The sequence below is a fragment of the Vulcanococcus sp. Clear-D1 genome, from assembly GCF_014654725.1.
In the GTDB taxonomy this organism is placed as follows: Bacteria; Cyanobacteriota; Cyanobacteriia; order PCC-6307; family Cyanobiaceae; genus Vulcanococcus.
In genome coordinates, this window is record NZ_JACVZV010000030.1 from 72,093 (window position 1) to 92,361 (window position 20,269).

Annotated in this window: 23 protein-coding genes and 1 tRNA gene; 17 read left to right on the top strand and 7 right to left on the bottom strand. The window is 66.5% G+C overall.

Features of this window, described 5'->3' with window-relative positions; all coding sequences use genetic code 11:
• Positions 1 to 146: 146 nt before the first annotated feature.
• Positions 147 to 1,247 carry a type IV pilus twitching motility protein PilT gene (locus H9532_RS11820; protein WP_296369050.1) on the top strand — a complete coding sequence of 367 codons (1,101 nt, stop codon included), beginning with the start codon at positions 147 to 149 and terminating at the stop codon, positions 1,245 to 1,247.
• On the opposite strand, the gene H9532_RS11825 is transcribed toward H9532_RS11820, so the two are convergent.
• Together H9532_RS11825 and tsaD are read right to left on the bottom strand one after the other, a co-directional pair.
• Positions 1,244 to 1,438, bottom strand: coding sequence for a high light inducible protein (locus tag H9532_RS11825; protein ID WP_296368727.1), 195 nt, complete (start codon positions 1,436 to 1,438; stop codon positions 1,244 to 1,246). The genes H9532_RS11820 and H9532_RS11825 overlap by 4 nt on opposite strands.
• A 35-nt stretch (positions 1,439 to 1,473) precedes the next feature.
• Entirely contained in the window at positions 1,474 to 2,541 is a 1,068-nt protein-coding gene (gene tsaD, locus H9532_RS11830; RefSeq protein ID WP_296368729.1) for a tRNA (adenosine(37)-N6)-threonylcarbamoyltransferase complex transferase subunit TsaD, read from the bottom strand.
• Between the two features lie 62 nt (positions 2,542 to 2,603).
• Between tsaD and H9532_RS11835 the strand changes: the two genes are divergently transcribed.
• Both H9532_RS11835 and psaJ read left to right on the top strand, forming a co-directional pair.
• On the top strand, positions 2,604 to 3,083 hold the full coding sequence (locus H9532_RS11835) for a Photosystem I reaction center subunit III (protein WP_296368731.1): 480 nt from the start codon (positions 2,604 to 2,606) through the stop codon (positions 3,081 to 3,083).
• A gap of 49 nt (positions 3,084 to 3,132) precedes the next feature.
• The gene (gene psaJ, locus H9532_RS11840; protein WP_010303754.1) at positions 3,133 to 3,249 is read left to right on the top strand and encodes a photosystem I reaction center subunit IX; all 117 of its coding nucleotides are present in this window, start codon (positions 3,133 to 3,135) and stop codon (positions 3,247 to 3,249) included.
• 54 nt (positions 3,250 to 3,303) lie between these two features.
• On the opposite strand, the gene gmk is transcribed toward psaJ, so the two are convergent.
• Positions 3,304 to 3,873 carry a guanylate kinase gene (gmk, locus tag H9532_RS11845; protein WP_296368736.1) on the bottom strand — a complete coding sequence of 190 codons (570 nt, stop codon included), beginning with the start codon at positions 3,871 to 3,873 and terminating at the stop codon, positions 3,304 to 3,306.
• A gap of 60 nt (positions 3,874 to 3,933) precedes the next feature.
• Between gmk and H9532_RS11850 the strand changes: the two genes are divergently transcribed.
• Both H9532_RS11850 and tatC read left to right on the top strand, forming a co-directional pair.
• Entirely contained in the window at positions 3,934 to 5,658 is a 1,725-nt protein-coding gene (locus tag H9532_RS11850; RefSeq protein WP_296368738.1) for an NFACT RNA binding domain-containing protein, read from the top strand.
• A gap of 4 nt (positions 5,659 to 5,662) precedes the next feature.
• Complete coding sequence (tatC, locus tag H9532_RS11855; RefSeq protein WP_296368740.1) at positions 5,663 to 6,481, top strand: twin-arginine translocase subunit TatC; 819 nt, start codon at positions 5,663 to 5,665, stop codon at positions 6,479 to 6,481.
• 3 nt (positions 6,482 to 6,484) lie between these two features.
• Here the strand turns inward: tatC and H9532_RS11860 are convergent, their stop codons facing one another.
• Positions 6,485 to 6,844 carry a DUF3067 family protein gene (locus tag H9532_RS11860; protein ID WP_296368742.1) on the bottom strand — a complete coding sequence of 120 codons (360 nt, stop codon included), beginning with the start codon at positions 6,842 to 6,844 and terminating at the stop codon, positions 6,485 to 6,487.
• A gap of 99 nt (positions 6,845 to 6,943) precedes the next feature.
• Between H9532_RS11860 and petC the strand changes: the two genes are divergently transcribed.
• The 6 genes from petC to H9532_RS11890 all read left to right on the top strand — a co-directional run bounded on the left by petC (position 6,944) and on the right by H9532_RS11890 (position 11,261).
• A complete protein-coding gene (gene petC, locus H9532_RS11865; RefSeq protein WP_296368743.1) occupies positions 6,944 to 7,492 on the top strand; it encodes a cytochrome b6-f complex iron-sulfur subunit in 549 nt (182 codons plus the stop codon).
• Positions 7,493 to 7,530: 38 nt separating this feature from the next.
• Entirely contained in the window at positions 7,531 to 8,463 is a 933-nt protein-coding gene (gene petA / locus H9532_RS11870) for a cytochrome f (RefSeq protein WP_296368745.1), read from the top strand.
• Positions 8,463 to 9,317, top strand: coding sequence for a prolipoprotein diacylglyceryl transferase (gene lgt, locus H9532_RS11875; RefSeq protein ID WP_296368747.1), 855 nt, complete (start codon positions 8,463 to 8,465; stop codon positions 9,315 to 9,317). Before petA ends, lgt begins: the two co-directional genes overlap by 1 nt.
• Entirely contained in the window at positions 9,314 to 10,075 is a 762-nt protein-coding gene (gene cobM, locus H9532_RS11880; protein ID WP_296368749.1) for a precorrin-4 C(11)-methyltransferase, read from the top strand. Before lgt ends, cobM begins: the two co-directional genes overlap by 4 nt.
• A 60-nt stretch (positions 10,076 to 10,135) precedes the next feature.
• Positions 10,136 to 10,207, top strand: a tRNA-Val gene (locus H9532_RS11885).
• 193 nt (positions 10,208 to 10,400) lie between these two features.
• Positions 10,401 to 11,261, top strand: a complete 861-nt coding sequence (locus H9532_RS11890) for a helix-turn-helix domain-containing protein (protein ID WP_296368750.1) — start codon at positions 10,401 to 10,403, stop codon at positions 11,259 to 11,261.
• Here H9532_RS11890 and H9532_RS11895 read toward each other — a convergent pair.
• Positions 11,242 to 12,849 (bottom strand): Ppx/GppA phosphatase family protein, encoded by a 1,608-nt coding sequence (locus H9532_RS11895; protein WP_296368752.1) that lies wholly within the window; start codon positions 12,847 to 12,849, stop codon positions 11,242 to 11,244. The genes H9532_RS11890 and H9532_RS11895 overlap by 20 nt on opposite strands.
• A gap of 91 nt (positions 12,850 to 12,940) precedes the next feature.
• On the opposite strand from H9532_RS11895, the gene H9532_RS11900 reads away from it, so the two are divergent.
• Positions 12,941 to 13,831 carry a 4-hydroxybenzoate polyprenyltransferase gene (locus tag H9532_RS11900; protein WP_296368754.1) on the top strand — a complete coding sequence of 297 codons (891 nt, stop codon included), beginning with the start codon at positions 12,941 to 12,943 and terminating at the stop codon, positions 13,829 to 13,831.
• Complete coding sequence (locus H9532_RS11905; RefSeq protein ID WP_296368756.1) at positions 13,828 to 14,724, top strand: LD-carboxypeptidase; 897 nt, start codon at positions 13,828 to 13,830, stop codon at positions 14,722 to 14,724. The genes H9532_RS11900 and H9532_RS11905 overlap by 4 nt, the downstream gene beginning before the upstream one ends.
• Here the strand turns inward: H9532_RS11905 and ispD are convergent.
• A complete protein-coding gene (gene ispD / locus H9532_RS11910; protein ID WP_296368758.1) occupies positions 14,715 to 15,398 on the bottom strand; it encodes a 2-C-methyl-D-erythritol 4-phosphate cytidylyltransferase in 684 nt (227 codons plus the stop codon). The two genes, H9532_RS11905 and ispD, sit on opposite strands and share 10 nt — an antisense overlap.
• Before the next feature lie 61 nt (positions 15,399 to 15,459).
• On the opposite strand from ispD, the gene H9532_RS11915 reads away from it, so the two are divergent.
• From H9532_RS11915 to fabG, 3 genes are read left to right on the top strand one after another with little or no spacing between them, the layout of a single operon-like run.
• Positions 15,460 to 16,296 carry a lipopolysaccharide heptosyltransferase family protein gene (locus H9532_RS11915; protein WP_296368761.1) on the top strand — a complete coding sequence of 279 codons (837 nt, stop codon included), beginning with the start codon at positions 15,460 to 15,462 and terminating at the stop codon, positions 16,294 to 16,296.
• The gene (locus H9532_RS11920) at positions 16,293 to 17,405 is read left to right on the top strand and encodes a TrkA family potassium uptake protein (RefSeq protein ID WP_296368763.1); all 1,113 of its coding nucleotides are present in this window, start codon (positions 16,293 to 16,295) and stop codon (positions 17,403 to 17,405) included. The genes H9532_RS11915 and H9532_RS11920 overlap by 4 nt, the downstream gene beginning before the upstream one ends.
• Positions 17,406 to 17,458: 53 nt before the next feature.
• A complete protein-coding gene (fabG, locus tag H9532_RS11925) occupies positions 17,459 to 18,211 on the top strand; it encodes a 3-oxoacyl-[acyl-carrier-protein] reductase (RefSeq protein WP_296368764.1) in 753 nt (250 codons plus the stop codon).
• A gap of 4 nt (positions 18,212 to 18,215) precedes the next feature.
• On the opposite strand, the gene H9532_RS11930 is transcribed toward fabG, so the two are convergent.
• A complete protein-coding gene (locus H9532_RS11930) occupies positions 18,216 to 18,506 on the bottom strand; it encodes a hypothetical protein (RefSeq protein ID WP_296369076.1) in 291 nt (96 codons plus the stop codon).
• A gap of 89 nt (positions 18,507 to 18,595) precedes the next feature.
• Between H9532_RS11930 and groL the strand changes: the two genes are divergently transcribed.
• Positions 18,596 to 20,254, top strand: a complete 1,659-nt coding sequence (gene groL / locus H9532_RS11935; RefSeq protein ID WP_296368766.1) for a chaperonin GroEL — start codon at positions 18,596 to 18,598, stop codon at positions 20,252 to 20,254.
• The last annotated feature ends 15 nt before the right edge of the window (positions 20,255 to 20,269 follow it).

Here is a 20,269-nt window from a genome sequence, read left to right on the forward strand (position 1 = left end):
GAATTCCCTGGGCATCCGCTGCATCCGCCGCGAAGCTGGGCCCAGCGATCCAAGCCGTGGTGAGTGCCAGCTCTCCGTTTCCCCCCAGCCTGTTTCCCTCGCTGGCGGGAAACGCCCCTGCCCCCACGCCGGAGCAGGCTCCACCAATCCAGAGCAGCCACACCCCTGGAGCCCTGAATGGCCCCCAGCCCAGCAGCCTGGAGGGCATCGTGAAGATTGCTGATGCCAACGGGTTTTCCGATGTGCATCTCGGCGTTGGCGAGGAGCCCAGGTATCGGGCTCGGGGCGAGATGCTGCGCACCGGTTGGCCGATCACCGATGCCGCCACCTTCCACGGCTGGCTGCGGGAGATGCTCAGCCCGGCTCAGATCGATGGCTTCGAGCGCGAGAAGGAATTCGATGGCTCCCACGCCTTTCCCTTTGTGCGGGTGCGCATCAACCTGATGGATTCGCTGCGGGGCCCGGCGATGGTGCTGCGGCTGATCCCCCAGCAGATCGCCAGCCTGGAGGATCTGAATCTGCCGCCCGTGCTGCAGGATCTGGCGTCGCGGCCCAAGGGGCTGGTGCTGATCACCGGGCCCACCGGATCAGGCAAGAGCACCACCCTCGCCGCGATGATCGATTGGATTAATCGCAACCGCAGCTGCCACATCCTCACCATTGAGGATCCGGTGGAGTTTGTGCATGAAAGCCGGCAGTCGCTGATTCGCCACCGGGAGGTGGGGCAGCACACCCGCCAATTTCACAACGCCCTACGCGCCGCCCTGCGGGAAGACCCCGATGTGATTTTGATCGGCGAAATCCGCGACGGTGAAACCCTGGCCACGGCGATCGAGGCCTCGCAGACGGGCCATCTGGTGTTTGGCACGCTGCACACCAATTCAGCGGTGAAAACCGTGGAACGGGTGCTGGGGATGGTGCCGCCCAACGAGCAGGAGAGCATTCGCAGAGCCGTTTCGGAGAGCCTGCTCGGGGTGATTGCCCAGGGGCTCCTGAAAACCACCGACGGCAAACGCGCCGCCTTTCACGACATCCTGATCAACACTGACGCCTGCAAGGACTACATCCAGCGCGGCGAACTGGCGGAGATCGAAGAGATCATGGCCCGCAGCGGCTTCGACGGCATGCAGACCGCTAATCAGGCCCTGCAGCAGCTGGTGGAGCGGGGCCGGGTGGTGGCCGATGACGCGCTGGCCCAGAGCCTCAGGCCGAACGAGTTGGCCCAGGCCTTGCGGGGCAAGAGCTAAGCCCTGCCGGTGAGGCGCGCGATCAGCAGCACGCTCAGACCTACCGAGAGCCCGAGCATCGCCATCCGGCCGTTCCAGATCTCAGCCTGGGGGGTGAAACCGCGCTTCCATTGGTTGAGCTCTTCAGGAGCTGCTTCCACCACGTCTTGAGCCAGGTCGGAGGGCTCGGGTGCTGATTGAGCCGAGGCCATGGCTGATGCCGATGAGTCTCAAGAGCCTAGAGAAGTTAGAAGGCGGCCTGCGGTTCATACAGAACCGGTGCCGCTTCAAGGGCCAGCCGAGGCGCCACCGCCAGATCGATCGGGCTGCAAGCTCCGGCACTGAAGCGTTGCTCGGCTGCCACCGCGATCATCGCGGCGTTGTCGGTGCAGTAGGCGAGCGGGGCCAGTCGCCATTGGATGCCGAGCTCGCCGCAACGCTGCTCCAACCGGGCGCGCAGCCGCCGGTTGGCCGCCACACCACCCACAAGCACCAGGGTTTGCAGGCCCTGATCGCGCACGCAACGGGTGGTGCGTTCCACCAACACATCCGCCACCACCTGCTCAAAACTGGCCGCCACATCCGCCAACGGGAACGGCTCGCCGCCGCTTTCAGCCTCCGCCTTGAGCTGATTCACCAGACGCAGCACCGCTGTTTTCAAACCGCTGAAGCTGAAGTCGTAGGGATGGAAGCCCCCCTCGGGCAGCGACACACGCCCTTTGGGCAGAGGAAAGCGCCGCGGATCACCTTGCTCAGCGGCGGCCTGGATTGCCGGACCTCCGGGGTAGCCCAGATCAAGCAAGCGGGCCACCTTGTCGAAGGCTTCGCCGGCGGCGTCATCACGGCTGCGGGCCAGACGCTGATAGAGACCCGGGCCATCCACGCGAATCATTTCGGTGTGCCCGCCGCTCACCAGCAACACGAGGTAAGGCCCTGCCGGCAGCGGATCCCCCAACTGCACCGAGCAGAGATGCCCCTCAAGGTGATGCACGGCCACAAAAGGTTTGTTGTGGAGCCGCGCCAAGCTCCGCCCTGTCACCGAGCCAACGAGCAAGGCACCCACCAGCCCCGGAGCCGCGGTGGCCGCAATCGCATCGAGCTCACGGAAAGCCAGCCCGCTCTCAGCCATCACCTGCTCGATCAATCCCGGCAGAGCCTCCACATGACGGCGAGAGGCGATCTCCGGCACCACCCCACCCCAGCGCGCGTGCTCCTCCACTTGCGACGCCACAGCGCTCGCCAGCACCCGCTGATCGCGCACCACAGCGGCCGCTGACTCGTCACAACTTGTTTCGAGGGCCAGCAGGGTTGGCATCAGCTTTGAACGACCCTCGTACTGTCCGTAAGTGACATCCTGCCGTGCAGCAGCTGGACCCGATGCGCCCCCTCTTTGCTGTTCTGATTTCCGCCCTGCTGATCTTCGGCTTCGCCCCCGTGGCCAAAGCCGATGTGGCCGGTCTGACCCCCTGCGCTGAGAGCGCTCGCTTCCAGCAGCGTGCTGCTGCTGCCACCACCGACCAGGCCAAGGCTCGTTTCGCGATGTACAGCCAGGCCTCCTGCGGTGCTGATGGCCTGCCCCACCTGATCGTGGATGGGCGCCTTAGCCACGCCGGTGACTTCATCATTCCCGGCATCGCCTTCCTCTACATCGCTGGTTGCATCGGCTGGGCCGGTCGCAACTATCTGATGGCGATCCGCGGCGACAAGGATGCCGCCATGAAGGAAATCCAGATCGACCTCTCCCTGGCCTTCAAGAGCACCCTGGCTGCTGCCACCTGGCCGATCGCTGCCTTCGGCGCTCTCACCAGCGGCAAGCTCACTGAGTCCGACGACAAGATCACGGTCTCCCCTCGCTGATCAGGCTCAGGCCTGAAACCCTCCTTTCTCTTCTATTCACCCTCCAGCGATGAAGAAGTTCCTCACCACTGCTCCGGTGTTTGCCGCCATCTGGTTCACCGTGACCGCCGGAATCCTGATCGAATTCAACCGCTTCTATCCCGACCTGCTGTTCCACCCGATGTGAGCAGCCTCGGCTGAATCCACTGAGCGGCTCAAACGAGCCGCTTTTTTCATGCCTTCAAGCCAAACCCATCAACTGCTCGAGCTGGGCCAACGCGCGATCCAGGTCGTCGTTCACCAGCACGGCGTCAAATTCAGCCTCGGCGGCCAACTCCACCCGGGCCCGCTCCAGGCGGCGGCTGATCGCCTCCTCGCTATCGGTGCCGCGGCCACGGATCCGGCGCTCCAGCTCTGCAAATGACGGAGGCTTGATGAAGATCTGGAAGCCGCTGGGAAAGCTCTGGCGCACCTGGCGGGCTCCCTCCAGCTCGATCTCGAGCAGCACAGGGCGGCCGGCAGCCAGGTATTGCTCCACCGGCTCCCGAGGCGTGCCGTAGCAGTTGCCAGCGAACTCGGCCCACTCCAAGAGGCCTGATTGGGCCACCTTGGCCTCGAACGCGGCGCGATCCAGAAAGAAGTAGTGCTGGCCCTCCTGCTCGCCGCTCCGCGGCGAGCGGGTGGTCGCCGACACCGAGAGCCAGATCTGGGGATGCCGCTGCAACAGCGCCGACACCAGGGTGCCCTTGCCAACCCCGCTCGGACCTGTGATCAGAAACAGCCGGCCGGCAGCGGAGGCCTCAGCAGCCATGAACGATCGATCGCGGCCCTGCAGAGTAGGTGTGCCGCCGCAGCCCGATCGCCCTCGCCCATGGCACCTGCCGCGCTCCAGGCCATGGACCTCACCAGCCTGCGGGCTGTGCTGAGCGAGCTGCAGCCACGGCTGGTTCCAAGCCGCTTCGAGAAGGCCCAGCAAGCCGACAGCCACACCTTGCAACTGGGCTTTCGCACGCTGCAGCAGCGCCTCTGGCTGGAGCTGAGCTGGTTGGCGGAAGCGCCGCGTTGTTTCGCGATCGAGCCACCCCCGCGGCAAGGCGATGGCAGCACCCTGGCCCAACAACTGCAGCACGGCCTGGGGGGCTTGGCCCTGGTGAGCCTGGAGCAACCTGGCTGGGAGCGGGTGGTGGAGCTGGGCTTTGCCGCACGACCCGGTGAAGCGATTCAGCGCTGGTTGGTGCTGGAGCTGATGGGGCGCCACAGCAATCTGTTTCTGCTGGATGAACAACGGCGCGTGGTGGCGGCCGCACGCCAGGTGCGCCAACAGCAATCGCGGCTGCGGCCGATCGGCACGGGGGATGCCTACAGCCCTCCGCCGCCGCTGAGCGGGCAGCCGCCCAACCCCGATGAACCGTTTGAGCAGTGGCAAGCGCAGCTGAGCCTTCTGCCTCTGCCCCTGCTCAAGGCCCTGCAAAGCGCGTACCAGGGCATCAGCCCGGCCTTGGCCCTGCAGCTCACCGGCGACACACCGGAGCGCAGCGAAGCCTGGCTAGCCCAACCGGTGGGCGAGCTCAGCAGCGCGCAGTGGCAGGAGCTCTGGCAACGCTGGCAAGCCTGGCTCAAGGCTCTGCACGAGGAACGGTTCGGCTTCAGCACAGGCCGCTGCTGCTCCTACCGCTGCTGGCAGGAGAGCGCCTCGCAATCAGAGGAAGCTCCCAAGTCAGCCGAGTCGCTGGCCATCAACCAGGCCCTGGCCACCTATCACCAGGATCGCCTGGGAAGCAGGCAAGTGCTGCAGCGGCAGCATCAGCTGCGGCAGCGGCTGGAGCAGCAGCTGAACCGCGAACGCCATCAGATGGAGCACCAGCAGCAGCTGCTGGATCAAGTGGAGAACAGCGATCAGCTGCAGCAGCAGGCCGATGCGCTGCTGTGTTTGCCGCAGCCGAGCCGTGATCAGGTGGCTGAAGCCCAGGCGCTCTACAAACGTGCGCGCAAGCTGCGGCGCTCCGTGGCCGCGATCACACCGCGGATGGAGCAGCACAGCCAGCGAATCGAGCAGCTGGAAACCAGCCTGACCTTCCTGGAGCAAGGGCCCAGCCACAGCCATGCAGCCGCCCTCGAGCATCTCCAGACCCTGGAGGAGGAGTGCGCCAACCTGCAGGAGCAGGGTCGGCCCAGCCGCACGCAACGCCGCCAGCAAGCCAGCACCACACCCAGCCCGCTGGAGCTGGCCAGCCCCAGCGGGCTGCGCCTGCAGGTGGGCCGCAACCACCGCCAGAACGAATGGATCAGTCTGCGGCAGGCGCGCCGCGGTGACCTCTGGTTTCATGCCCAGGAGTGTCCGGGCAGCCATGTGGTGCTGAAGGGTTCGGAAGGCCTCAGCGCTGAAGGGGATCTGCAGGCTGCTGCCGATGTAGCCGCCCACTTCAGCCGTGCACGCGGCAACAGCCGTGTGGCGGTGGTGATGGTGCCCTGCGAAGAGCTCCAACGCATTCCCGGCGCTGCACCGGGCACCGTGCGGCATCGCGGTGGAGCTGTGATCTGGGCCGAACCGGGCCGAGCGGCCTCTCTGCTGGCCGCCGGGGCCCGTAGCCTCTGAAGTCATGAGCGAGCGCGACACCAGGCCTGAGGGCAACACCGTGCTGCCCGCCCCAGCTCCCATCCGCATCCAACCGCCCGAGGACGCTGACACTCCTGTCGCGCCCGACGAGGAGTTCCCGGGTGAGGTGGAGATGACCCTGGTCGACCACCTCGAGGAATTGCGGCGCCGCATCCTGCGCAGCCTGCTGGCGGTGGTGATCGGGGCCGGGGGCTGCTTGCTGCTGGTCAAACCGCTGGTGCGGCTGCTGGAGGTGCCGGCCAAGGGCATTCATTTTCTGCAGCTGGCACCGGGTGAGTTCCTGTTTGTGTCGATCAAGGTGGCCGGCTACACCGGCCTGATCCTGGCGCTGCCTTACGTGCTCTACGAGGGTCTGGCCTTCGTGCTGCCAGGGCTCACGCGCCGGGAGCAGCGTCTGGTGGCGCCGGCGGTGGGCGGCTCCGCCGTGCTGTTCATGGCCGGCCTGGCCTTCGCCTGGTGGGCCCTGGTGCCCGCCGCGCTCAATTTCCTGGTGAGCTACGGCGCTGATGTGGTGGAGCCGCTCTGGTCGATCGAGCGCTACCTGGATTTCGTGCTGCTGCTGATGGTGGCCACCGCCCTGGCGTTCCAATTGCCGGTGCTGCAGATGCTGTTGGCGGCCCTCGGCGTGGTGCGGGCTCAGACGATGCTGGCGGCCTGGCGCTTTGTGGTGGTGGCCTCCGCCCTCGCCGGAGCCGTGCTCACGCCCTCCACCGATCCGGTCACGATGCTGCTATTGAGCGGTGCGATCACAGCCCTCTATCTGGTGGGTGTAGGCCTGGCACGGGTGGTGCAACGCGGCTGAGCGCTAGATCAGAAATTCACTGGCGCGGCCTTCCGGCAGGTCGAGCGCCAGGTTCATCGCTTTGCCCAGCCGCGGTTTATCCGTGGTGGTGAGCAGCCAGCCACGCACCTGAGCGGCGACCCCGAGGCCATTGAGCGTGGCCACCAAATCCTCGAGCTGGGCTTCATATTGCTCGGCCGTCATCGGAAACGATTGCTGCTCGAGATACCCCCACATCACCTGGAGATACAGGCGTCCACGGCGCACGATCAACTGCAGGTCGTAAGAGGCCTGCCAGCGCTGGCGCAGGATCTCGAGCACCTCAGCGCTGCTGAGCGGAGCGTCGGGCGGCAGGGTCACGGAAGCAGGGGCGCGCAACAGCATGTTGCAGGCTGCCGGCACAAGGCCAGTCCGGCCAGCGGGAGCTGGAGGGGCAACGTCCATAATGGGCGCCACGTTGCAGTGGCCTCCACGCCGCCCCGTATGACCCAGATCCCAGCAAGCGCCTCGAGTGGTGACGTGCCCGGAATGGGTCGTCGTCAATTCATGAATCTGCTGACCTTCGGGTCGGTGACCGGCGTAGCCCTGGGTGCTCTCTACCCGGTGGTGAACTACTTCATCCCCCCCAAGGCCGCAGGCTCCGGTGGTGGCACCGCTGCCAAGGATGAGCTCGGCAACGCTGTGACCGCTACTGGTTGGCTGAGCAACCACCGCGAAGGCGATCGCAACCTGGTGCAGGGCCTCAAGGGTGACCCCACCTACCTGATTGTTGAGGGCAGCGATGCCATCGGCAGCTACGGCATCAACGCCATCTGCACCCACCTGGGGTGCGTGGTGCCCTGGAACGCGGCCGCCAACAAGTTCATGTGCCCGTGCCACGGCTCCCAGTACGACGCCACCGGAAAGGTGGTGCGCGGCCCTGCACCCCTCTCCCTGGCCCTGGCCCACGTGTCGGTTGACAACGACAACGTGTTCCTGAGCCAGTGGACCGAAACCGATTTCCGCACCGGCGAGAAGCCCTGGTGGGTCTGATCTCCTCTCCAGCCGTCCCCCCCTCGCCCTTCCGCCCCATGCGTCGCCCCTTTTCCCTGCTGCTGAGCTCGCTGCTGGCCCTCGGCGCTCTGCTGTTCGCTCCCCAGGCCAGCTGGGCCTACCCGTTCTGGGCTCAACAGAACTACGACTACCCGCGTGAAGCCACCGGCAAGCTGGCCTGCGCCAACTGCCACCTGGCCAAAAAGCCCACCCACGTGGAACTGCCCCAGGCCGTGTTCCCCGATGAGGTGTTCAAGGTGGAAGTGGAGATCCCCTACGACACCTCGGTGCAGCAGGTGGCGGGAGATGGCAGCCGCACGGGCCTGAATGTGGGTGCCGTGGTGATGCTTCCCGATGGCTTCACCCTCGCTCCGGCTGATCGCCTCACCGACGAGCTCAAGGAAGAGACCGCCGGCGTCTATGTGACCACCTGGAACGACGAGAACCCCAACATCCTGCTGGTGGGTCCTCTCCCCGGCGATGACCACCAGAAGATCGTGTTCCCGATCCTCTCGCCTGATCCCGCTGCCGACAGCAACATTCACTTCGGCAAGTACCAGCTTCACGTGGGTGGCAACCGCGGCCGCGGCCAGGTGTATCCCACCGGTGAGAAGAGCAACAACAGCGTCTACACCGCATCCGCTGCTGGAACCGTGCAGGCGATCAATGCTGGCGACAACGGTGCCACTGATGTGGTGATCCAAACCGCTGACGGCAACACCGTGACCGACACGATTCCGGCTGGCCCCAGCCTCACCGCTGCCGTGGGCGATGTGGTGGCCGCCGGCGCTGCTCTCACCAACGACCCCAACGTGGGTGGCTTCGGTCAGCTGGATGCCGAAGTGGTGCTTCAGAACCCCAACCGCATCTACGGCCTACTGGCCTTCTTCGCCGCTGTGGCCCTGGCTCAGATCATGCTGGTGCTGAAGAAGAAGCAGGTAGAAAAGGTTCAGGCCGCCGAAGGCATCTGATGCCCCTCGCTCTGTTCACATCTCCGGGGCCCTTGCTGTTTCAGCTGGGGCCCTTTTCTCTGCGCTGGTATGGCCTGCTGATTGCCATCGCGGTGCTGCTCGGACTGCTGCTGGCCACCCGCCTCGGCAAGCAGCGGGGCATCGACCCAGCCCTGATTGCCGATCTGCTGCCCATCCTGGTGTTGGCCGCTGTGCTCGGCGCTCGGCTCTACTACGTGACCTTTGAATGGCGGCAATACCAGCTCAACTGGCTGGACGCGCTGGCCATCTGGCGCGGCGGCATCGCCATCCACGGTGCGCTGATCGGCGGAACCCTGGCGGTGATCCTCTACAGCCGCTGGCGCCGGATCGCCTTCTGGAATCTCCTCGATGTGCTGCTGCCTTCGGTGGCGCTCGGCCAGGCCATTGGCCGCTGGGGCAACTTCTTCAACTCCGAAGCGTTCGGCCTGCCCACCGATCTGCCCTGGAAGCTCACGATTCCCTACGCCAACCGGCCGGTGGAATTTCTCGATCAGAGCACCTTTCATCCCACCTTCCTCTACGAATCGCTCTGGAACCTCGGCGTGCTGGCTCTGCTGCTGGTGCTGTTCGAACGCGGAATCCGCGGCAAAATCAACCTGCCGGTGGGCGCGATCAGCTGCCTCTACCTGGTGGCCTACAGCTGCGGGCGCCTCTGGATCGAAGGCCTGCGCATTGATCCGCTCTGCCTGATGGGCACCCCTCCCTACTGCGACGGTGGGCTGCGGATGGCGCAATTGGTCAGCCTTGCGCTGATCGCCCTGGGTGCATTCGGCCTTTACTGGCTCTACGGCCGGCGACAACCGCTGCCGGATCCGAGCGGAGTGCAGGCATGAGCGGCAAGGTTTGGATTGTGGGAGCAGGACCGGGAGCCCCCGATCTGCTCACCCTCCGGGCTGCACGGGCGATCGAACAGGCCGAGGTGCTGATCTGGACGGATTCCCTGGTGAATCCGCAACTGGCCGCCATGGCCCCGGCCAACTGCGAACGCATTCGCACGAGCACGCTCACCCTCGAGGACGTGATGGCGGTGATGCTCGATCGTGTCGCCGCCGGCCAACGGGTGGTGCGCCTGCACGACGGCGACACCTGCCTCTACAGCGCCCTGCACGAGCAGCTTTGCCGTCTGCTCGATGCTGACGTGGAGGTGGAGGTGGTGCCTGGATTAAGCGCTTACCAGGCCACGGCGGCAGCCCTGCAGGCGGAGCTCACCATTCCGGGGCTCGTGCAAACCATCATCCTCAGCCGAGCCGGAGGACGCACGGGCGTGCCGGAGCGCGAAGAGCTGCAGCATCTGGCCTCCTTGCAGGCCTCGCTGTGCCTCTACCTGAGCGCCCGGCATGTGGAGGAGGTGCAAGCCGAGCTGCTGCGCCACTACCCCGCCGAAACCCCCGTTGCCATCGGCTATCGGGTGAGCTGGCCCGACCAATGGATCCAGGTGGTGCCGCTATCGGAGATCGCACGCGTCAGCCAGGAACGGGATCTGATCCGCACCACGCTGTATGTGGTCAGTCCTGCTCTGGCCGCGCCTGGAGCAGCCCGCTCTCGCCTCTATTCCGCCAGTCATCACCACCTGTTCCGTGGTGGCGCCTGAAGGGCAGAAGCCAGACCGGCGATGTTCTAAAGTCTGAAGGCGCGAGCGATCGGCGCAAGCGGGCGATTAGCACAGTGGTAGCGCACTTCCTTCACACGGAAGGGGTCACTGGTTCGAATCCAGTATCGCCCATCTTGAAACAGCAAAGATTCACGAAAGCCGTAGGTCTTTCTGTTGAGTGATCATGACTATCTGAGCCGAATTTTCTCTGGGTTCAGGATTGAGAGTACCGGGGCTTTTTTAGCAACAACCCCAGTTTTCAGCATCAACCTGGATCACCGCTGTTTTCGCGGCACAATATCGGCAACGACCCAGCCGACTCACCGTGAACGCCAGTGAGGCCAACCGTTCCAGCGCTGGGAACGACAGCACAGCGGCGGGAGACACCACCGCCTCCAACGATCCCCTCACGCTGTTGGGGCAGACCCTGCGACAAGCACGGGAACAGCAGGGGCTGAGCACGGGAGCCCTGGCAAGCCAGTTGCACATGGGCGAAGAACAGCTGCACGCCCTGGAATCCGGAGACCCTGAACGGCTTCCGGAGCTGGTGTTTGTGATTGCCCAGGCCCGCCGCGTCGCTGCGGCGCTGGGCATCGACGCCACGCCTCTGGTGGCGCCGATCAAGCAACTGAGCAGCCAGATCAAACCAGCACCCGCCCCGCTGAGTGCCGCTGAACCCGCCGGCGGCCAACGCCCCCGCGCCAGGCTGAGCGCTCAGAGCTACACCCAGCAACCGCGGCCGCGCGCGAACCACTCCGCAGCCGTGCTCCGCTGGCTGGGGAGCCTGGCTCTGCTAGCCGGCGTCGGGGCCGCTGGGATGTGGGGATGGCAGCGAGCGCCACAAATGATCGGCCGCCTGAAGCCACAACCACCGAGCCAGGTCAAGCCCGCCAAAGCCGTTGCCAAGCCAGTGCTGGTTGCACCCAAGCCCGCACCACCATCTCCCGCCACCGAACTGACCCTCAGCGCCGCCCAGCCCAGCTGGCTCAGCGTGCGCACCGCCAAAGGCAAGGTGTTGTTTGAGGGAACGTTCAAAGGCACCCGGCAGTTCTCGCTCGAAGCAGGCCTCGAACTGCTGGCCGGGCGACCCGATCTGGTGGTGGTGAGCCAAGGCGGAGCCAAGGGCAAACCCCTGGGCAGGATCGATCAGATCCGTTGGGTGAGCTTCAGCGCTCCTCCACGCTGAGACGCACCCCCATCGCCTCCTCCACCGCAGGGGCGCAGGCCGCCAGGCTCCAGCGCTCCAGGCTGAGGTCCTGCCCGGCCTGCATCGGCTCCAGCCGGATTGAGCAGAGGGTATCGCCATCGCGCCGCAACTGAAGGCCAGCCAGCACAGGCTCAGGCCGGCGATCCAGCGCCACGGCCAAGCGCAGCAGCAACGCCATCGAGGCCACCGTGCGGCGTTGCTCGCGCCCCTCGATCAGCTGCCACGACTCATGCCGCTTTTTGGGCAGTGAGCGGCGGTGATAGCGAGCGATCGCCGCCACCATGAGGTGTTCGCTGTCGGAGTAGCCGAGCAACTCGCCGTGGCGGATCAGATACCAGCTGTGCTTGTGATAAGCCCCGGTATTGATGTGCTGGCCGCAGCTATGGAGCATGGCGGCTGCCCAGAGCAGTTGGCGACCGCTGCCGTCGTCGCTGTGCAGCAGCCCCTGGCTCTGGCTGTAGAGGCTCTGGGCGTAGGCCGCCACCCGCTCTGCCCTCGGCACATCCACCTTGTAGCGCTGCGCTAGGTGCAGCACCGTGCGCTGCCGGATGCTGCTCTGGAAGGCAAAGCGATCCACGATCAGATCGTTGCGCAGCATCCAATCGACGATCAGCCCTTCCCGCAGGGCCCGCTCGCAGATCACCAGCTCCTGGGCGCCGAGCATCTCCATCGCTGTCTGCAGGATCAACGCCCCAGGCACGATGATCTCGGCGCGACGCTCATTCAGTGCGGGCAGCGCGCGGCGCTGGGCCGGCGTGAGCGTGAGCAGGCGATCCACCAGTTGATCGAGCCGCTGCCGGCTCACCCGGTATCCCTGCATGCGCAGGGGCGGCCGTGGATCGTCCGCTGCGGCCAGGGCCGCAATCGCCATAGCGGTGCCGCTGGTGGCCACCATCACGGGCTGTTCTCCGGCGTGGAGCTGCTGCCGCACCTGGAGCACCGCCGGCTCAAGGGAACCCTGGATAAAGGCCCTGAGGAACTCAACCCGCTTGGCGGGCAGCGGCTCCTCCCTCACAAAATCCCGCTGCAGCCGCACAGCGCCCACACGTGTGCTGGTGAGCACGCGGGCATCCCGGCCATCAGCGAGCACCAGCTCGGTGGAACCGCCACCGATATCGAGGATCAGATGGGGCTGATCGCCGAAGGCCATCCCGGAGAGCACCCCCAGGTAGATCAGGCGGGCCTCCTCCGGGCCACTCACCAGATCCACCTCCAGGCCCAGCTGCTCCTGGATGGATTGCAGAAAGTCGCGGCCGTTGGGGGCCTCGCGAACGGCACTGGTGGCCGCGGTCACCACATCGCCGGGCTCCACGCCATGACTGGCCGCAAGCTCACGGCAGTGGCGCAGGGTGGTGAAAGCCCGCTCGATCGCATCGGGGGAGAGATCGCCGGTTTCCGGGTCGCGCTCCCCCAGCCGGGTGGTGGATTTCTCCGTGAGGATCACCGAAAAGGTGCGCAGCTCGGTGTCCACCGCTGCCACCAGCAGGTGAATCGAATTGGTACCGATATCAATCCCCGCCACGGGGCGAATGGAGCTCCCGATGGAGCCGCTGGGTGCCTCGCTCACGCGGCCATCGCCTCTCGCGCTGCGCCACTTTCGCACTGCTGCTCACCGCCCCGGCAGGCCTAGGGTTTGCGCCACGTTGTTTCCTGGCTGCTTGGCACCGCTGCAGACCTGGTTGGCGCTGCTGCGCTGGGATAAGCCGAGCGGCCGTTTGATCCTGCTGATCCCGGCTGGATGGAGCCTCTGGCTCTTGCCAGAGGCTCCGCCCCCGGCGGTGCTGGTGGGTTGGATCGTGCTCGGTGGCCTGGCGGTGAGCGGGGCGGGCTGCGTGGCCAATGATCTCTGGGATCGGCGGATCGATCCGCAGGTGGAACGCACCCGCGAACGCCCCCTCGCCAGTGGCCGGATCAGCGTTGGCGCCGCGGTGGTGTTGCTGGCGCTCTGTCTGCTGGCGGCCCTGGCAGTGGTGCTCTGGGGGTTACCGGCATCCAGCCGCGGCCTCTGCCTGGGCTTGGCGATCGCAGCTCTGCCTCCAGTCCTGCTCTACCCCTCCGCCAAACGCTGGTTTGGCTATCCGCAGGCGGTACTCGCGATCTGCTGGGGCTTCGCCGTGCTGATTCCCTGGGCAGCCGGCAGCGGAGCACTGCTGGGCGGATGGCCGCTGGCCGCCGTTTGGCTGGCCACCTGTTTGTGGACCTTCGGCTTCGACACCGTCTACGCGATGGCCGACCGCGACGATGACGCGCGGCTCGGGGTACGCAGCTCAGCCCTAAGCCTGGGGGCGCAGGCCCCCGTGGTGGTGGGCTGCTGCTATGGCGCAGCGGCAGTGCTGCTGGCCTGGGCCGCAGCGCTGCAAGGGGTGAATGGGGCGTTCTGGCTAATCTGGCTGGTGGCCGCAGGCGGCTGGTGGCGCGAGGCGCAGCTGCTGCAACACCCGCAGTTGCCGCGCTCCGCCTTTGGCCTGCACTTCCGCCATCAGGTGCTGCTTGGCGCGCTGGTGCTGCTGGCTCTGGTGGTGGGTCGCAGCGGAGGACTGCCCGCATGAACGCCTGGCCGGCACCTCTACGCCGCGGTGATCGCGTGCAGCTGGCTGCCGCCAGTTCCGCCCTGCAGCCCGATGCTCTCGAGCGGCTGCAGGGCGGCATCGCCGTGCTGGAAGGGTGGGGGCTGCAGGTGGATCCCCACCCTGAACCGCTGCGGCAGTGGGGCCACCTGGCCGGTACCGATCAGCAACGCCTGGCCGACCTGCAGAGCCCAGCCCCCCTGGTGGCTTGCCTGCGGGGCGGCTGGGGCTCCGCTCGACTGCTGGAGCAGCAGGAGCTGTTGCCACGCTCCAACCCCAGCCAGTGGCTGCTGGGCTTCTCCGATGTGACCTCCCTGCTCTGGAGCCGCCAGGCCGCGGGCATCCCAGGCGGAATCCATGGACCGATGCTCACCAGCCTGGCCGGCGAACCAGCGTGGAGCCAGGAGCGCCTGCGCCAGCTGCTGTTTGGTGAGCCCCTAGCGGCCCTGACGGGCACGTCCTGGCAGGACGGCGTCGCCGAGGGCCCCCTGCTGGTGGGCAACCTCACAGTGGCCACTCATCTGCTCGGAACCCCGCACCTCCCGGATCTCCGTGGAGCGGTGCTGGTGCTGGAAGACGTGGGCGAAGCCCCCTACCGCCTCGATCGCATGCTCACCCACTGGCGGCTCTGCGGCGCGCTGCAGCAGCTGGCGGGCATCGGCTTCGGCCGCTTCAGCGGCTGCGATGACGATGAGGAACCCATCGCCCCAGACCAAGGCTGGCGAACGGTGCTGCAGGAGCGCACCGCGGACCTAGGAATTCCGGTGATCGCCGATCTACCGGTCGGTCATGAACCGGGCAATGCCGCCCTGGCCATCGGCCAGCGGGTGCGATTGGACGCAAGCCGAGGTGAGCTGGTGGTGCTTCAGGCCTGACGCGCCGACAACACGGCCTCGGCGATGGTGAGATCGAAGGGGGTGGTGATCTTGATGTTTGCCGGCGACGACTCCATCACCGTCACCGCCCAGCCGAGCCGCTCAAACAGCGAGGCGTCATCGGTGACGCTCCAGCCCTCGGCGCGCGCCCGCCCGTGGGCCTGGCGCAACTGCTCCACCGGGAAGCCCTGCGGGGTCTGGGCGCCCCAGAGATGGGAGCGATCGGGGGTGTCTTGAATCACCCCCTGGGCATCCACGCGCTTGATCGTGTCGGTGACGGGGGCGGCGGCGATCACAGCCGCGCCAGCCTCCACCGCAGCTGCGCACCGATCGATCAAGCTCGGCTCCACCAGGCAACGGGCGCCGTCGTGAATCAGCACGCTGCTGGCGCCGGCGGGAAGAGCAGCGAGGCCGTTGCACACCGAATCCTGGCGGGTGTCTCCCCCCTGAATCCACGCCACCGGCTTCTGGGGATTAGCGGCCTCCACCATGGCCAGGATGTCGGCCTGATCGATGGGTTGACCCACGATCCCGATCCAACGGATCGAGGCGGAGGCCAGGGCCGCCTCCAGCGTCCAGGCCAGCACCGGCCGGCCAGCCACCTCCAGCAGCAGCTTGTTGCGCTCAGCCCCCATACGGCGGCCGCTGCCGGCACAGGCGATTAGCAAATGCATGGCGGCTCCTGGGCTGAGTAATCCCACCTACATACAATCAGTCGACGCTCCGCCTGCGGCCATGCGCGTTCTGTTTCTGGTTCCAGGCGGCATTGAAGCTCAGCTCCACTGCCTGCCGGCGGCAGCGCAGGTTGCCGAAGCACTCGGGGCCCAGATTCAGGTGGCCTGTGCGCCAACGGCGGCCAGTGCTTGGAGCCTGCTCCCGGCGGTGGAGAAGCTCATCCCGTTCGATTTCAACAGCAGTCCAACCCTGGCGGACTGGGCCAACCTGCTGGGCAACGTGCGCGAGCCGGATTTCCAAGCCTGCATCAACCTGGCCAGCGGGCGCCAGGTGGATCTGATGCTTTCCATGAGCCACATCCCAACCCGGGTGGCAGCAGGTGGGTTTTCAGCCACCAACACCGTGGCCATCGGCAGCGGCTGGCCGGCGCAGGCCATGGCGGCTTACCTCAAACCCCTGGGGCTGACGCTGAACGCCGATGGGTTCCGCCTGGCCCTACCCAAGCCGGCTCTGGACAAAGCAAAATCAGCCTTACCGGCCGGGCAGGGTCCGGCCCTCTTGCTGGCCCCGGCCGGCGGCACAGGCGACTGGCCCAGCAGCTGCTGGCACCAGCTGCCTGATCAGGTCCGCAGCAAGCTGCCGGATCTGCGCGTGGTGCAGGCCAGCAGCAAAGCCAAGCTGCTGGAGCGGGCCGCCCAGGTGGCCAGCTGCGATGTGGTGCTCAGCAGCGATCCGATCACCACCGAACTGGCACTGCTGGCGGGCATGCCTCTGGTGGCCTTGGGCCGCAGCTCAACCAGCCTGCCCAGCCGCCAGGGTGTTCAGGCTGTCGGGCAGGCAGGCCATTTGGACCAACTGGAGCCCGCAGCGGTACTCACTGCCCTCGGCCTGGGATGAAACGCCAACGCCGGGCCGTACAACACCGGCGGGGCCTGCGCGGAGTACTGGCGCGACAACCCTGGGCAGGACCCTTGCTGGCACTGGCCCTGGTGGTGAACGGCGGCGCCCTCGGCTACCGCATCACCGAGGGGTGGGACTGGGGCGACTGCTACTGGATGGTGCTGATCACCCTCAGCACCCTCGGCTTCAGCGATGAGCACACACCGCTGATCCACACCGGCGGCCGGATCGTGACGGCCCTGCTGCTGGTTGGCGGGCTGGTGGTGGTGCAGCAGACCATCCAGAAACTGCTGGAATTGACCAACTCCGGCTACTTCCGGCGGCTGCGCGAACGGCGCTACCGCCAACAGCTCAAGCGCACGATGAATCAGCACGTGATCCTCTGCGGCTACGGCCGGATCGGGCGGGAGATCGCCGAACAGCTCAGCGGTGAAGGCGTGCAGCTGCTGGTGGTGGAGAACGATCCCGACCGCATTGCCGAAGCTCAGCAACGGGGGCTCACCGTGCTCCAGGGCGATGCCACCCTCGATGAAACCCTCGAGGAGGCCGGCATCCATCACTGCCGCGCCTTGGTGGCAGCCCTTCCCAACAATGCCGCCAATCTCTATGTGATCCTCAGCGCGCGAGGCCTGGCACCGCGCACCCGCTTGATCGCCCGGGCCGACAGCGAGGAAGCCGAGGGCAAGCTGCGCCTGGCCGGTGCCGATCAGGTGGTGAGCCCCTACGTGGCCGGCGGCCGCACCATGGCCGCCACGGCCCTGCGCCCCCTGGCCGTCACCTTCATGGAACTGCTCGCCGGCAGCGACTGTGAGGTGGAGGAGTTCCAGCTCAGCGACGACCCCAGCCGTCTCGGTGAACTCAATGGCGCCAGCCTGGCTGAGCTGCAACTGGGCCGCCGCAGTGGCGCCCTGGTGCTGGCAATCCGTAATCCCGAGGCCAGCCAGATCAGCAGCGGTGCGCCGGAACCGCTGCTGGCCAACCCCGGCGGCAATGTGCGTTTAGCCCCGGGCCAATTGCTGGTGGTGATGGGCAGCAAACAACAGTTGCAGCGCTTCGGCGATCTGCTCGGCAGCGCCCTCGCTGGCGTGGAAAGCATGCCGGCCTGAACCCAGCCAGGGCGCAGATCTACGCTCGCTCGACCCGAGCCTTACCCCGAGCCATGGCAGACGCCACCCCCCTCACCGGCCAAGTTGCCCTGGTGACCGGCGCCAGCCGCGGCATCGGTGCTTCCATCGCCAAAGAACTGGCCGCGGCTGGCGCCACAGTGGTGGTGAACTACGCCAGCTCACCGGCCGCGGCTGAGGCGGTGGTGGCGGAGATCACAGCTGCGGGCGGCAAGGCCTGGGCTCAGCAGGCGAACGTGGCCGATGAAGAGCAAGTGGAAGGCCTGGTCAAAGCGGTGCTGGAAAAGGAAGGGCGCCTCGATGTGCTGGTGAACAACGCCGGCATCACGCGCGACGGCCTGCTGATGCGCATGAAGAGCGCCGACTGGCAGAGCGTGATCGACCTCAACCTCACCGGCGTCTTCCTCTGCACCCGCGCCGTGAGCCGCTCGATGCTCAAGGCCCGCAGCGGCCGGATCATCAACATCACCTCAGTGGTGGGCCTGATGGGCAACCCTGGCCAGGCCAACTACAGCGCCGCCAAGGCCGGTGTGATCGGCCTCACCCGGAGCAGCGCCGCCGAGTTCGCCAGCCGTGGCGTCACCGTGAACGCGGTGGCCCCCGGCTTCATCGAGAGCGACATGACCGCGGAACTCGACAAGGAGCCGATCCTGAAGGCCATCCCCCTCGGCCGCATGGGGCAACCCGCTGAAGTGGCCAGCGCCGTGCGCTTCCTAGCCGGCGATCCCGCCGCGGCCTACATGACCGGCCAAGTGCTGCAGGTAGATGGCGGCATGGTGATGCGCTGATCGATCAGGTGCCCGGCTGTACCGGCTGGGCCAACTCTTCTCGTAGCCGCCGGATCCGCTGCAGCAAGCGCAACCGGCGGCTACGGGTGGTGATCGTGAGAAAGAGCCGCAGGGGCACATAGATCAGGGCCATCCCTAGGCCCAGCCCGACCACCACCAGAAACGCAATCACATTGCTGCCGGTGCTCGGGTCCGCCAGCACATCAGTGAGCGGGCCATTGAGGCTCTCCACTAAGGCGTCGCTGAAGCTCTCCTCCATGGGGCGAACCCTATCGGCCATGGGGCTGGAACGCATCGCTAGAGCCGCGCCGATTCGGCTTTCCCCACAAGCCAGCCGCTACCCCGGCATGGGAGCCTTTGGCCATTGCCTGCTCGTAGCCCGCGATGGCCAAGCTGCTCTCCTTCTCCGATGCCTCCCGCGCCGCCCTGGAGCGGGGCGTGAATGCCCTCGCCGATGCGGTGAAGGTCACCATCGGTCCCAAGGGCCGCAATGTGGTTCTGGAGAAGAAATTCGGTGCTCCCGATGTGGTGAACGACGGCGTCACCATCGCCAAGGAGATCGAACTGGAGGATCCGTTCGAAAACATCGGCGCCAAGCTGCTGCTGCAGGTGGCCACCAAAACCAAAGACAAAGCCGGTGATGGCACCACCACCGCAACGGTGCTGGCCCAGGCCATGGCACGCGAAGGCCTGCGCAACGTGGCCGCCGGCGCCAGCCCCGTGAACCTGCGCCGCGGCATGGAGAAGGCCGTTGCTCAAGTGGTGAATGGCATCGAAACCCGCTCCAGTGCCGTGGCCGGCGACGCCATCCGTCAGGTGGCCACCGTGAGCTCCGGTGGCGATGAAGAGGTGGGCCGCATGGTGAGCGAGGCCATGGACAAGGTGAGCGCCGATGGCGTAATCACCGTGGAGGAGAGCAAGAGCCTGGCCACCGAGCTGGAGATCACCGAAGGCATGGCCTTCGACCGCGGCTACAGCTCCCCTTATTTCGTCACCGACGGCGACCGCCGCGTGTGCGAATTCGAGGGTGCCCTGCTGCTGGTGACCGATCGCAAAATCAGCGCCATCAACGATCTCGTGCCGGTGCTCGAGGCCGTGTCGCGCGCCGGTAAGCCGCTGGTAATCCTGGCGGAGGAAGTGGATGGCGAAGCCCTCGCCACCCTGGTGGTGAACAAGAACCGCGGTGTACTGCAGGTGGCCGCGGTGCGTGCTCCCGGCTTCGGCGATCGCCGTAAGGCGATGCTCCAAGACATCGCCATCCTCACCGGCGCCACCCTGGTGAGCGAAGACCGGGCCATGACCCTCGACAAGGTGACCCTTGAGGATCTGGGCAGCGTGCGCCGGATCACCATCAGCAAGGACGAGACCACGATCGTGGCCACCGGTGATCACCAGGCCTCTGTGCGTGACCGCGTTGCCGCCATCAAGCGCGAACTCGACAACACCGAGTCGGAGTACGACCGCGAAAAGCTCAGCGAGCGCGTGGCCAAGCTGGCTGGCGGCGTGGCGGTAATCAAGGTGGGCGCTCCCACCGAAACCGAGCTGCGCAACCGCAAGCTGCGCATTGAGGATGCACTCAACGCCACCCGCGCAGCTGTGGAGGAAGGCATCGTGGCCGGCGGCGGCAGCACCCTGGTGCAACTGGCCTCCGAACTCGACGCCCTGGCCGCTGGCCTGAGCGGCGATGAGCGCACCGGCGTGGAAATCGTGCAGCGCGCTTTGGCTGCCCCCCTGCATCAGATCGCAGCGAACGCCGGCTTCGATGCCAACGTGGTGGCCGATGAAGTGCGCCGCAGCGGCAAGGGATTCAACGCCGCCACCGGCATCTACGAAGACCTGCTGGCCGCTGGCATCCTCGATGCCGCCAAGGTGGTGCGCCTGGCGCTGCAGGATGCCGTGTCGATCGCCGGCCTGCTGCTCACCACCGAAGCCGTGATCGCCGATAAGCCCGAGCCTCCCGCTCCGGCTGGCCCCGGCGGCGACATGGGTGGTATGGGAGGAATGGGTGGCATGGGCGGCATGGGAATGCCCGGGATGATGTGATCCCGCCGCCGCCTG